We start from the raw sequence: 13,449 nt of genomic DNA, 5'->3' as shown, positions 1-13,449 counted from the left end.
ACCCCTATTTGGAGATGCTGGTAGATGAAGTTCGGTTTTCTCAAGTGGCGAATGTAGTGCCCTAAGCTGAGAGTTAGCTGGGAATATTGGCCTACAAGGTAATTCATCTGGTATACTTGTTATATGTTCATTCGCGAGAAGACCACTAAGAATAAGGCAACTGGAACTAAATATATAAAGCATCAGTTAGTTAGGTCTTATCGCGAAGGAGACAAAGTACGCCAAGAGATAGTTATGGATCTAGGACGACTTGAGATTGATCCTAAGGACTACAAGAAGCTAGCTCAGATATTGACGATGAGACTAGCTGGCTCTGAGTCTTTGTTTGAAGGTGATCTAGAACTAAAGTCAATCGCCGATAAAGTTCTATCTAGCTTTTCTGTTACTCAAACACTTCGCTCTGATCGTGAAGTAATCACAAAAGATGCCGAGTTCCTAAATGTCAATACATCATCTCTAGAGGCATCTGATATTAGGCGCTTAGGTCCTGAACTAATAGCTAGTAGCTTCTATGACAGATTGAAGATCAAAGAGCAACTACTACGGTGTGGCCTTAGTGAAAAAGAGACAGCAATTGCTAAAGCTGTAATATGTGCTCGTTTGGTTGCTCCTTCTTCTGATCTTGAAACACATCGCTTCCTAAAAGAGGACTCTGCACTCTATGAATTGGTAGACCAAGACCTTAGCAATATCGGTAAAGATGCTATTTATGAGATAGCTGATGCTATCTACGAAGCCAAAGACTCAATCGAGATGGCACTTATCAAAGCCGAGAATGAGCTTTACCCAACTAATAAGCGTCTCTTTTTATTTGATCTTACCAATGCCTATTTTGAGGGACGAACACTTGGTAATGATCTAGCCCAATATGGCCACTCCAAAGAGAAGCGCTTCGACTGTACTTTAGTAAGTCTTGCCCTTTTGGTGGATGATCGTGGACTACCGATCTATAGCCACATATATCCCGGTAATCAGTCAGAGCCTGAAACCCTTGGTGATGTCTTATCTAGTATCTCTAGTCACCTAAGACAGGGACTCTTTAGCGAAGATCTCCCAACGGTTATCATGGATAGAGGGATAGCAACTTATGACAACATCGCACTGATTGAGTCCTATGGTCTTAGCTATCTGGTAATTACACGCGCTAATGCAGCTAGACACTATCTAGCTGAACTACGCCAAGGAAAAGATACCTTCTTAGAGATCAAGAACTCCTCCAATGAGAGCATCTACATCAAAGAACTGGGTGATGACCTGGGTGTTGAGCTGGACGGCAAGGTGGGAGTTGTCGAGTCGGGTGCCGAGATGGATGGCAAGGTGGGAGTTGCCGAGGCGGCCAATGAGTCTCTTGGCGTCGATTCCATCGATGCCGGTCTACAAGTTGCCGGTCCTCAAGTCGCTCATCCACAAGCTAACCATTCACTTGGCGGCGAGTCCCTCGGTATCGATTCGATGGATACTGCTCCACAAGTAGGCGGTCCACAGGCCAAGCACTCCCCGAGCAATGAACCCCAAGCCAATCATTCCAATAGAGCTCAACCATACGCAAGTGACTCAATGGACAACAAGATAAAGCAGATCCTATGTATCTCAGAGCGTCGCAGGGATAAAGAAGAGGCAATTGCTAGAGGTATGCAAACTAAGTTCCAGAGTGCATTTGACAAACTAGCTGACTCAGTTAAGCGTGGTCAATATTCCAATGCCACAACTGTGGCTTCAAGAATAGGAAAGCTAAAGCAAGAGCATCGCTCTATTGCACGTCGCTATGAGATAGATGCCATAACTGGCGATGACCAAAAAGTCAAAGAGCTGGTTTTGACCGAGAAACCAAAAGTAAAAGAAGCAGCTGAGACTCTCTATGGTGCCTATGTGATTGAGACCAATAGGAACGATCTAGAACCAGAAGAGATCTGGAAGCTCTATATGACCCTAACAAAGGTAGAGGATGCATTCAAAGCCCTAAAGAGCAATCTAGGGATGAGACCGATCTATCACCAACTAGCTAGTCGTACCGCTGCTCATCTATTTATCTCAGTAGTTGCTTATCACCTCTATGGAGCAATTGCACTTAGCTTATCTCAAGCCGGTGACAAAAGAAGTGTTCACAGCATTCTTGCTCAAGTGTCTACCCATAGCCGCTTGAACGTAACGATGTTAGATGATAACAAACGTCTACATAACCTTCGTATCTCCTCTACTCCAAACTCTACCCAAAAAGAGATCTACTCTATTCTTGGAGTAGTAGATACCCTAGCTCGAACCAAGAAGGTGATTGCTCAACTGTAGTGCCCAAATCCAGACACCAATATGGTCATGAACTGGGCTTTCATGGGGTGGTTGCCGAAAGTAGGGCTAGATAATTATGTAATATTTTTCATACTTATCAAGTTTCGTAAGCAAGAGCCATTTTGGAATCAGATTCGCGGAGTAGCGGATGTGGAGACGCAAACACACATGTATTGAGAAGTCGCTCTACCAAGGACATTTCAAAGTGCCTTCGGTTGAATCGGTATGCGAATTCCTCGAGGTAAAGTTGCTTATGTTCCTCACGTCCGTGGTATGTTCCGTCGATAAATTTCTTGCAGTTCCCTATCAGGATGTTGAGCCATTTGAATGTTACATGTGCTTGTTCGTCTTTGGATAGAGTGATCGAATGCGCTAGTCCAAGGTCTCGAGCACATACCCCGTAACTTGGGTTACCATCACTTATCAGCTTGGTATCGGAATCTAAACGTCTCACAAAAACATCTTTGAATGATTTAGCAGTGGTATCTTTGATTACTTCCATGAAGCAATGAGTAGGAGCACCATTGCTAATCGACACTCCAATTAGGACATTGGTTTGTTTTGTTCCCTTTCCTCTTCTGCCTTCGCCATGGCTCTCACCACCTAAAAAGAACTCATCTACCTGGACGTTTCCTCCAAGTTTATATAAACCATTTCGGTCAGCCATTGCTTTTCGTAGCTTATTTAGCATCAACCAGCCAGTCGAATAAGATACTTGAACGAATTTAGCAATGGTAGTAGCCGAAAGACCACGCTTGTCGTTGGACAATAGATAGATAGCGGAGAACCACTTGGATAAAGAGATATGGCTTCGATGGAAGATGGTTCCGGAGGTAACGCTAGTTTGACGGTGACAAGATTTACATTGAAAAAGTGGAGCTCGAGATGCTGCATTTCTTCGATGGTTTGGCCTGATTAAGGTAAACTGGTCAGAGTCACACTTTGGGCATCTAAATCCCTCTTTCCACCGCAATTTGATCAAATGATCTTCACATGCTTCCTCTGAAGCGAAGCGTACCATAAAGCCTGAGATATCCACCATGCCTCCTTAATCGAACATCTGTTCTACTAAAGATTAGCTCCAATCTGGTCTCGGTGGAGGCGAAACTTACGAAACTTGATAAGTATGATATTTTTCTTGTAAACTTACGGGCATTATTATATGAGAACTAATTTCGATCTAGTGATTTTATCGGATTTAGAGTACTGAAACTAGGAGAAAGTAGGCATGGAGAGAAAAATTGGCTTCGGGCGGCTGTCCCGCCTATTGTTGGTACAGATTGCTGTGGTATTGGTAACTGGACTCGTGCTTTCGGTACTGTCGGTTACCCCGGCTTCAGCATCACAGGTATCCAACACATACTATGTCACAGTCTATGCCAACCAAGCCTACGGGATAAATGGTACTTTTTTTCAAACTCGGGTGAGCCCAGCGTTGCCCACAGGGGTATCTTTGACGGGTAGCGCTAGCTGTTCAACTATGTATGACAGTGGGGAGACCGGGACGACTGAGACGGTACCGACGAACGGATTAAACACACTTAACGTGGGCTCTTATTACTTCGTCACCAGCTCCTGTGCTAGCGAAAAAAGCTATCCGTTGGCCCTGACTGGTACAACCCAGCTATACAAACTTCAGATCCTTGGCGGTGCATACACAATTACCCCTGATGCAACGAAACTCCTAGCCTTTAGTTCAGAGAATAAGACCAATAACACGGTTACATTGGAGGTGGCCCTTGCGTACTTTCCGCCGAGTAGTGATAGCTCTCCATTGACTGGCCAGACAATCACCTTTGGTGAACAAGGCCAATTAGATGTCAATGGAATCACTACCGAGTTGTGGTCCGACCCTCCCTGTTCTCAAGGTAGCACTGCAAATCCTTCAAGTATTCAAACCGTTGGACCGTCTTCCTCTTCCTCTTCCTCTTCTCAAGCAAACTTGTCATTCGCAACGTGCACTCTGACTGGTCAAGATGCCACCAACTTTATTAAAGGCACCGGTGCGTGGACTGCCTCCTACGCTGGAAGCACGAACTACAAGCCTTCGTTCACCTATGGGGAGCTCGGTGGCGATACCTCAGTCGCACAGGCCACTTATGCGATACAGCAAGCAATACAGCAGCAAAAGAATCAGGTACAGATTGTTCTTAACACGTCGCCGCCGAATTGCCACCCAGCAAATCAGACAGACACCTCTATTATCACAGTAAGCATCGGTGAGCTCAGCTGCTCTCAAATCCAGATTTTGCAGACGGTCGTTGGAGTCGTCTTTGGAGTCGCGGCTGCATTGACCTTCGGTGGAGGATTACAGTTGGTAGCTGACATAATTGACCTCGTTAATTTCTCAAATGCCTCAGTGATAGACCTGCCAACTCTTCTCAACACCCTTGCTGCCCAGCAGAAAGCCCAGCTGGAAGCTTATTTTTCCACATCTATTTGATAAAGTGAGTACTAGAGTGAAAAATGAAATGACGGCGGCAAGGACGCACTTTCTTTCTGGGTTCGGACGCTTATTGTTGGCTGTAATGTTCGTATTGGCCGTAGGGATGATGGGGTTGACTCGAAAATCCACAGTCCAACTCGTTTCCGCGGTTGGAACTCTCTCGGCGACGAGCACAGCTATGGTGCCGAATGGCTTGGCTGTAGACGCGGCCGGCAACCTTTATATATCAGATATCGGAAGTCACGTAGTTTACAAGGTCACTCCACAGGGGGGTCTTTCAATTGTGGCTGGGGTTTCGGGCTCAAGTGGCGCCCTCACCCGGGGACCGGCTACAGCTTCGGAAATTGGCACCCCAGCCGGTTTGGCGGTTGACGCTAGCTCCAATGTGTACTTCGCAGACTCTTACAATCAAGCAATTGGGAAGGTGACATACTCGGGATCTACGTTGCCCGGAATACTCTCTATCTATGCTGGCAATCCTGGAAGTTACGGAGCCCCCATTCCAGGCCCCGCGACTAGCACCCCACTCTCGTCTCCGGAGGGTATTGCACTAGACAGCGCTGGCAACCTCTATGTCGCTGATTCTTTCCATTCGGTGGTTGAAAAGTTCACGCCCTCTGGGACCATGTCGATAGTGGCAGGTCAAGCTGACACCATCGGGGCACCCAACTGCACGTTGTCGACAACTACGCTTTACGCCATCACGTGCACGCCGATTCCGGCCACCAGTGCTTATTTGGACATCCCCGAGGCAGTGGCGGTTGACGGTAGTGGTGATATCTTTATCGCTGATACGGGTAACCATGTCGTCGAGGAGATTAATTCACAGACAGGGCTTCTTTCAGTTATTGCCGGGGTACCGGGCTCAAGCGGTGCTCCTACCTTAGGCCCGGCGAATAAGTCTGCGCTAGGTGATCCCACGGGGTTAGCCCTGGAAGCCAGTGGCAACCTTTACATTGCCGACCCGTCCAACAATGTGGTCGAGGAGATTAATTCACAGACAGGGGTTCTTTCGGTTGTAGCTGGGATGGTGGGCCAAAGTGGGCCGCCTACGCCGGGTCAGGCTACCTCATCTAAACTCAACAGTCCTGGGGAATTGGCGATATCGGGCAATAAGCTCTATATATCGGACACCAAGAACAACGTCGTGGAAAAGGTCGACCTTGCAGCGGGTACCCTTTCCATCTTTGCTGGTACAGGTACCGCACCAACACCAACACCAACCTCAATACCAATACCAACACCAACACCAACACCAACCTCAATACCAATACCAACACCAACCTCAATACCAGCACCAACACAGGGCTCTGGATATCAACTTGCTGCTGCCGATGGAGGCGTCTTCTCTTTTGACGCCCCCTTCTATGGCTCCGCGGCCAACACCCGATTGAATGCGAGGATTGTGGGTATGGCCCGCACTCCTAATGGTGGCGGTTACTGGCTCGTGGCCGCCGATGGAGGCGTCTTCTCCTTTGGTGACGCCGCTTTTCATGGATCGGCTACCAATATTCGTTTGAACCAACCGGTGGTGGGTATGGCTGTCGACCCCGCGACCGGCGGTTACTGGCTCGTGGCTGCCGATGGAGGCGTCTTCTCCTTTGACGCCCCCTACTACGGTTCGAAAGGCGGCGGAAACCTTACCTCAGCGATCGTCGGGATCGCCTCTACTCCGGATGGTGGCGGATACTGGATTACTACCGCGGACGGGCATGTCTACGGATTTGGGGACGCCTCTTACCACGGGGATATGGCCGGTAAGTCCCTGAACCAGCCGATAGTGGGTATCGCCTCTACCCCGACGGGTGGCGGTTACTGGCTCGTGGCTGCCGATGGAGGCGTCTTCTCCTTTGGTGACGCCGCTTTCCATGGATCGGCTACCAATATTCGTTTGAACCAACCGGTGGTGGGTATGGCAGTCGACCCCGCGACCGGCGGTTACTGGCTCGTGGCTGCCGATGGAGGCGTCTTCTCCTTTGACGCCCCCTTCTATGGATCGGCTGCCAATATTCGTTTGAATGAGCCGATAGTGGGCTAGGGCACTAGGTGCTGGTCTGGTAGCGCCCATGCGGATCGAATGGTCTTTGCAACAGCGAGGTGGACGATGTCAACAGAGAAGACGCTGACGCCCTCCATTCGGAGATTTCCTTCCGAGGAAGTTGGTTGACGCTAGCCGTCGGTGTTGGAGTGGGCATCAAAGCGGGCTCGGATCTCGGGAGCGCGTTGATGCCCGGGTTCTCGGCTGCTTCCGTGGAACCGTGCCCGTGCCCAAAAGCAGCTCACCGTAGCTATAGGCTCGATCCAATGCTCCGGCATGCCTGGCGATGACACAACGAAGCTGGGAGAGTTGGAGCTCGGCGTAAAATCCGTTGCCGTTGCAGTGGCGAATATTTCACTTTGTCTTGTCTATCTACTCCAGTAATATGTTTCCACCCATTCCGGAAACCCTTTACCGCTTCTTTGAAGTAGGTAAATGCGAGAAACTTGCAAGTGGATCGAATGTCTTGATCCACTTGCAAAGAGCGAGGATTGAAAAGAAAGAGAAGATGGTTCTTGGAACCATTGGTGATTAGAAATTGTTTCAAGGATCCTTTTTTTGACCAACTTGCAGCAAGATATTTTTGACCCATCTCGCCCATTCGTGGTACTTCTTCCAAGCAGATTGAGATATCGCTTATTTTAGAGTTTTTAATTCTCTTGGGTCAAAGTCGACTTCGGTCGGGGATAAGTTAGATGACGCATCTGATTGACTTTTGATGATTGCTTCGTCGTGTCAATTAGATTTTTCGAATTGCTGAACTATTTAGGTTGTCGAAAGCTTGGCCGTCTTTGAGGATTAGTTCACATACGTCCGTTTAACTGTCCAGTCAACTCGACCTTCAGAGGTATTCGGGTCCTGATGCGCGTCAGGGAGAAGTCTTGGTTTTAGGGTACTTCTCATTACCGTCAAATGGTGGCAAAAGCTTAAGCCTCGGATTGTCTCTGACGTCCACCTTTCTCGACAAGACGACGGTAATGAGGTTTTGTGAATGATGCTGGGTAGTTTTATATCGAAAAAGCCGATACCGCAAATCTGCGAATTTTGTTGGTTAAATCGGCGAACCAGAATTAGAATCAGCTCTTGTTACGAATTGCTTGCCCTTCCAAAACTAGTGTCCTTGAGGCTCTTGAACATACTCGGATTGTAGTAGTGGAGGGTACTAGTGTCCCCTCTCATAAGTTCCCTGAGTTCTAGTTCCCCAGATACTTTGCCATCGATGCGAATATCTCGTCAGCTGTCTTTACCCACCTAAATGGTGTTGGGTCTTGGTTCCAGCGCTCTGCCCAGGTGTTGATCGAAGCAACGAGTTGCTTTTGTGACTTATGGGTGGATCTGTGGAGCATTTTGGTAGTCAGTTCCGAGAACCATCTCTCAACCAGGTTCATCCACGAGGAGTAGGTGGGTGTAAAATGGAAGTGGAATCTGGGGTTTTTTATGAGCCAGGCCCGTACAGCATCGGTTTTATGCGTTGCATAATTGTCCAGGATGACGTGGACTTCGAGTTCTTTTGGAACTTCTTTTTTCACCTGATCCAAAAAGGCTATGAACTCGATCGCCCGATGAGCCTTTGTGGTGTTGGTGATCACCTTGCCAGAGGCAACATCAAGTGCTGCAAAGAGATTTGTTGTGCCGTTGCGTTTGTAGTCATGTGTTTGCCGCTCTGGAACAAAAGGTCTCATGGGAAGCAGTGGCTGGGTTCTATCCAACGCCTGGATCTGTGTCTTTTCGTCAATACATAGTACCAGTGCAGCATCAGGGGGATTGAGATAGATCCCAGTTATGTCGCGGACTTTTCGGTAAAGGCCGGATCGGTACTGATGTTGAAGTATCCCAAGACATGGGGCTTGAGGCCAAAGGTTCTCCAGATACGTGAGATGCTCGCTGGTGATACCCCGATCCGCTTGGACATTGAAGACGTCGACCACTGGGTAGCAAGCGGGGGCTCTTCTTCCAAAGTGATCCTTAGAATCTCGGCGATCTTTTCGTCATCAATGCTTCTCGGTTTTCCACTTCTCGGTGCGTCATCGAGAAGTTCCACTCCGTAGTTGATAAAACGCCGCTTCCATTTGCATACCGTCTCTGTAGATATCTGAAGTCTTTGCGCGATCTCGTTGGTTCCAACCCCTTCGTTACTCCATAGGGCAATGCTGGCCCTTGCCACCTGTCCTATGGGAGCTGTGGACTTTCTTACCACTGCTTCTAATTCGCTACGTTCTTTGGGACTGAGCGGAACCACCGAAGCTTGTCGTCCAGATCTCTTCTTGGGCGGCTTGCTCTGGTTGGCATCAATGTTTGGCTCCTCTGAAACGGTGTGACTTAGCATCGTTCTCCCTTGCAAGGTTATGTCCTTACCAAGGAGAACAACCTTACGAAGGGATTAATTCCTCAGTTTCAGGGAACTTATGAGAGGGGACACTAGGAGACTATTGCGCAATTCATAGATCGACTCTTTCGGGTGGTATCTTTTGACTCAGAATGCAGTTGCTATACCTTATCTAGCATTAAGTGAGGAGCTTTAAATCCAAAACAGCTAAAGATCTACTTTTGCAATTGTCTCCTAGACAGGTAGGTAAAACCACACTGATCAAGGAGATCATCGATACTCGAGGCGGACGATTTGTCACGTTCGACGATATAGTTGCAGCCATTGGTGCCCGAGAAGACCCGGTTGGATTCGTGGACTCAGACCCAAATCGCCTGCTGACAATTGATGAAGTTCAACGTGTTCCAGGGTTAATATTAGCCCTAAAGTATATAGGTGACCGTGACACTCGCCCGGGTAGATTCCTATTGACCGGATTGGCCAACCTGCTAAAGTTATCGGCTATGCGGACAAGTTCGTGGGCGTACTGAGGGTATCGAACTTTACGGCATTAGCCAGGGCTAACTCGTAGAACACACGGTAAAGTTCATTGATAGGCTTCTTTCTCGGGATCGTTTCACAAACTGCACCAGTCAACTTAACCGAAGTGATTATCTCAACCTGGCGATTATCGGCAGTTACCCTGAAACGATCGCCCGGCCGACGCCGTAATCGTTGAATCGATAATTGTAGGGCGACGCTTTGGTTGATTACTATGGGGGTGTAGAGCGTCACTGGAGCTGATGATGCTGTGGGGGCGACCGCGTAGCCGCCCGAAGCCGATCTGGCATGCGATACTGAAATTTCCCAACGAACTTTAACTACTTACTTGGAGTTACTGCAGACGCTCTATCTAACTCAGCAGATTCTAGCTTCGAACACTAATCTAACTAAGGGAAGTTTTCTCCAAACCAAAGGTATCGCCTCTCGATAAGGGCTTAGCCGCGCGGCTATTCAACCTATAGTCGAAAGGAGGTTCGCTCGAGGCTAACCCAAATGCAGAGGGTGGATTGATCGAGAGTTTTGTCGTCAGTGAAATCAGACGTCAACTCACATGGAGCCAGGAGGCAGCCAGGCTTGCACACTTTGATGACCAGTGCCGTCGGTGAGGTAGACCTGGTCCTTGAGATGCCCGACGAAAGCTAGGCCGGCATGGAAGCGACGATATATTTTCAAGCTGCAGCTTTTGGCTTGTTGATCCCATTTGCACACGTGACAAGGTCGATAAGAGAACTGAGAATGTTAAGTGCTTTTTGAGTTATGGGATGACCTTGCACTACTCGCCCAAGAGTGCGTCATAAAGACTAAATTACCATTCGATAACTTCGCACAAGCTTTTTCTTGTAAAAGAATTATGAATGCGGAAACCGCATCTGATTGTATTTTCGAGAATTTTATTTTATTTGCTAAGGATACGAAGGAAGCGTCACTGCTAGTTGCTCAATTCGTATTAAACTTCGACCAACATAAACAATCCATGATTTTCAATAGCACTCCAGTAGTGGTTCTTTTAGACAATGGCGATCTCTATCTATGAAAATAGATTACGGGTTCAAGGTTTTATTCTCAAGAATAAAATAGCGGGGAAATGCGGTGCAGTTTTGGTTGGTTGATCTTTTTCCGGATGAGAGCAAGCAGCCTAAGTTGACAGCGTTGAGCAGGCCGTTATGAGATTTTGAGGTAGTCACTTGGTGTCTCAAGTTGAATCTCTTGGTATGGATGGATCCGATACCAAGGTTTGGTTGAATTGCCATGAGTTCGCACGGTATCCTTGATCTCTGTGGCCCAGGCGAGATTGCGGGCCTTGATTTTAGACCTCGGCGAGCTGGGTAACATCAAATTTTAGGATTTCAGGTATCAAAGATAACGCTACCTCTATTGGCTAAATCTTGAAACGGCCCCTATACCGAAGCCAATTTTAAACCAATAGCGATAACGCTATCTTTGCGTAATTGTAATGGTTCTTGCTGGATCTCTTTGGAAAACACTAGAGATCCAACCGAGCTATCAATCGGTTTGGCTAATTTTAGCGATCTGCGCCATTAGGCGTGACTTGCGTCGCGATGCCTGATTCTTGTGAATGATACCCTTGGTAACTGCTTTGTCAAGCTTGGAAATCGCAGTTCGAAGCGTTTGCTCCGACTTTTCCGCGTTACTTTGGGCGTCTGCGATTGCTACCTTAACACGAGTCTTGAGCTCAGATTTTAGGGCCTTGTTCCTAGAGTGTGCCACTTCGTTCTGCTTATTGCGCTTGATCTGGCTCTTGATATTTGCCATGTTTACCTCAGTTGTCGTTATGTCTAAAAACTATCGCTTCGAAAGATGGCTTTGCGTGAATCCAGCCCAAGGTAGGATTTGGCGTTTGGCCACATATAGGTATGAATATTGAGCGAACCGCACTATTTTCAACTACCTACATCTATTGCGAACAACTTAGTTTAGCGCTAATGGATCATAAATGCGCCGAAAGAACCTAGTCTGATTGTTCAGAAATGGTAGAAATTAATAAGATTCGCAATCTTTCAATAATTGCACATATAGATCACGGTAAGTCAACTCTCTCAGATCGAATTCTGGAGCTGACTAAAGCCGTCGACCCCAGAGAGATGCGCGAGCAGTATCTCGACTCGATGGATATTGAGCGCGAACGAGGCATAACCATAAAAGCCCAGAATGTGAGGGTAAATTGGAACGGACATATTCTTCATCTGATCGATACGCCCGGCCACGTTGACTTTGGTTATGAGGTAAGTCGATCATTGGCGGCCTGCGAGGGAGTGGTATTGCTGGTGGATGCGTCTCAAGGGATTGAGGCACAGACCTTGGCGAACTGCTACTTAGCGATCGAAAATGATCTCGAGATTGTCGCGGCGCTAAATAAGATTGACCTTCCCGCTGCGGACCCCGATCGTTATGCCGCCGAGATTGAAAACGTATTAGGAATCCCAGCGGATTCAATACTTAGGGTCTCAGGAAAGACTGGCGTGGGGGTAGATGCTCTTTTGGATGCCGTTGTCGAGAGAATTCCCCCTCCAAAGGGAGACCCAAATGATCCTTTGCGTGCTCTGATATTCGATTCCATCTACGATCAATATAGAGGTGTCGTCTCTTCTATAAGAGTAATGGACGGCACTCTGCATGCCAATGATAGATTGCGGTTTCTTCAGGCTGGAACGCTACAGAGCGTCGAAGAGATTGGTGTTCGTACTCCGGTTCAGGTACCTGTGGAAAAGCTCGGACCTGGAGAGGTTGGATACCTTATAACCGGGCTAAAGGATATCGGCCAAGCACGTTCCGGAGAGACGATAACAACGGCTGAAAAGGGGGCTACGGTCGCTCTAGATGGCTATTTGCATCCAAAGCCTATGGTCTTTTGCGGATTGTATCCCATCGATGGTGATGAATTTGAAGATCTTAGGGAATCCTTGGAAAAGCTGCGTCTGAACGATGCCTCATTTACCTATGAGCCAGAGTCGTCATTGGCGCTGGGGTTTGGTTTTCGGTGTGGGTTTTTGGGGCTACTACATATGGAGATCGTTAGGGAGCGTTTAGAACGGGAGTTCGGCTTAAGTTTGATAGCGACGGCACCATCGGTTGAGTATATGGTTACCGTTGCTGGATCGGTTGACGCAGTTTTGGTGGACAATCCTTCAGAGATGCCGGCCGCTCAATCGATAATAGCAATTTCAGAACCATTTCTCAAGATCAACGTCTTAACTCCAAGCGAATACACCGGCACCATCATGGAGCTTTGCCAAAGTCGGCGAGGCGAGATGGTTAATGTCAACTACATCTCACCTGAGCGTGTCGAGATGATCTATAGAATTCCACTTGCTGAAGTAGTGATGGACTTCTTTGATGCCCTTAAGTCCCGAACCAAAGGATATGCCAGCTTAGATTACGAATCTGATGGTTATGCGCCATCAGATTTAGTCAAGGTCGATATCTTGTTGAATTCGACTCCCGTGGACGCCTTTTCTGCAATTATTCATAAGTCAAAGTCATATGACTACGGACGAAAAATGACCACAAAGCTTCGCGAGTTGATACCTAGGCAGCTATTTGACGTTCCGATTCAGGCAGCTGTTGGCGGTCGAATCATTGCTCGTGAGACAGTGAAAGCGCGCCGTAAGGATGTCCTTGCTAAATGTTATGGTGGCGATATCTCTCGTAAGAGAAAGCTGCTCGAAAAGCAGAAAGAGGGTAAAAAGAAGATGAAGAATATTGGAAGGGTAGAGGTCCCTCAGGAGGCATTCATCTCCGCACTGCGCCTCGACGATTAGAACGGCGACATGGAGTAAGTCTTTTATCTTG

The 13,449-nt window shown here is 47.8% G+C and carries 8 protein-coding genes and 1 pseudogene; 6 read left to right on the top strand and 3 right to left on the bottom strand.

Features of this window, described 5'->3' with window-relative positions; all coding sequences use genetic code 11:
* The first annotated feature begins 123 nt into the window (after positions 1 to 123).
* Entirely contained in the window at positions 124 to 2,286 is a 2,163-nt protein-coding gene (locus ACIDITHRIX25_RS93735) for an IS1634 family transposase (protein ID WP_201733013.1), read from the top strand.
* A 97-nt stretch (positions 2,287 to 2,383) separates the two neighbouring features.
* Here the strand turns inward: ACIDITHRIX25_RS93735 and ACIDITHRIX25_RS93730 are convergent, their stop codons facing one another.
* Positions 2,384 to 3,325 (bottom strand): IS1595-like element ISAxf1 family transposase, encoded by a 942-nt coding sequence (locus ACIDITHRIX25_RS93730; RefSeq protein ID WP_052604138.1) that lies wholly within the window; start codon positions 3,323 to 3,325, stop codon positions 2,384 to 2,386.
* Positions 3,326 to 3,514: 189 nt separating this feature from the next.
* Between ACIDITHRIX25_RS93730 and ACIDITHRIX25_RS93725 the strand changes: the two genes are divergently transcribed.
* Genes ACIDITHRIX25_RS93725 through ACIDITHRIX25_RS93715 form a run of 3 tightly spaced genes read left to right on the top strand, consistent with a single transcriptional unit; the run spans position 3,515 to position 7,060 of the window.
* Positions 3,515 to 4,729 (top strand): hypothetical protein, encoded by a 1,215-nt coding sequence (locus ACIDITHRIX25_RS93725; RefSeq protein ID WP_201733012.1) that lies wholly within the window; start codon positions 3,515 to 3,517, stop codon positions 4,727 to 4,729.
* 16 nt (positions 4,730 to 4,745) lie between these two features.
* Positions 4,746 to 6,770, top strand: coding sequence for an NHL domain-containing protein (locus ACIDITHRIX25_RS93720; protein ID WP_201733011.1), 2,025 nt, complete (start codon positions 4,746 to 4,748; stop codon positions 6,768 to 6,770).
* A gap of 59 nt (positions 6,771 to 6,829) precedes the next feature.
* Positions 6,830 to 7,060, top strand: a complete 231-nt coding sequence (locus ACIDITHRIX25_RS93715; RefSeq protein WP_152625972.1) for a hypothetical protein — start codon at positions 6,830 to 6,832, stop codon at positions 7,058 to 7,060.
* A 903-nt stretch (positions 7,061 to 7,963) separates the two neighbouring features.
* Here ACIDITHRIX25_RS93715 and ACIDITHRIX25_RS93710 read toward each other — a convergent pair.
* Positions 7,964 to 9,063 (bottom strand): annotated as a pseudogene (locus ACIDITHRIX25_RS93710) (IS630 family transposase).
* A 260-nt stretch (positions 9,064 to 9,323) separates the two neighbouring features.
* Between ACIDITHRIX25_RS93710 and ACIDITHRIX25_RS93705 the strand changes: the two are divergent.
* On the top strand, positions 9,324 to 9,626 hold the full coding sequence (locus tag ACIDITHRIX25_RS93705; protein ID WP_201733010.1) for an AAA family ATPase: 303 nt from the start codon (positions 9,324 to 9,326) through the stop codon (positions 9,624 to 9,626).
* Between the two features lie 1,516 nt (positions 9,627 to 11,142).
* On the opposite strand, the gene rpsT is transcribed toward ACIDITHRIX25_RS93705, so the two are convergent.
* Positions 11,143 to 11,412: a 30S ribosomal protein S20 gene (gene rpsT, locus ACIDITHRIX25_RS93700; protein ID WP_052606336.1), complete on the bottom strand. Its 270-nt coding sequence runs from the start codon at positions 11,410 to 11,412 to the stop codon at positions 11,143 to 11,145.
* 215 nt (positions 11,413 to 11,627) lie between these two features.
* On the opposite strand from rpsT, the gene lepA reads away from it, so the two are divergent.
* Positions 11,628 to 13,418, top strand: coding sequence for a translation elongation factor 4 (gene lepA, locus ACIDITHRIX25_RS93695; RefSeq protein ID WP_201733009.1), 1,791 nt, complete (start codon positions 11,628 to 11,630; stop codon positions 13,416 to 13,418).
* Positions 13,419 to 13,449: the final 31 nt, after the last annotated feature.

This window comes from Acidithrix sp. C25 (assembly GCF_904848545.2).
The sequence above is the reverse complement of the archived record's forward strand: the minus strand, read 5'-3'. Positions and strand labels throughout refer to the sequence as shown.

What these genes read in the sequence shown, in the direction of transcription:
- ACIDITHRIX25_RS93735 (WP_201733013.1), top strand. Translation starts at nt 124, where the DNA reads ATGTTCATTCGCGAGAAGACCACTAAGAATAAGGCAACTGGAACTAAA.
- ACIDITHRIX25_RS93725 (WP_201733012.1), top strand. Translation starts at nt 3,515, where the DNA reads ATGGAGAGAAAAATTGGCTTCGGGCGGCTGTCCCGCCTATTGTTGGTA.
- rpsT (WP_052606336.1), bottom strand. Translation starts at nt 11,412, where the DNA reads ATGGCAAATATCAAGAGCCAGATCAAGCGCAATAAGCAGAACGAAGTG.
- lepA (WP_201733009.1), top strand. Translation starts at nt 11,628, where the DNA reads ATGGTAGAAATTAATAAGATTCGCAATCTTTCAATAATTGCACATATA.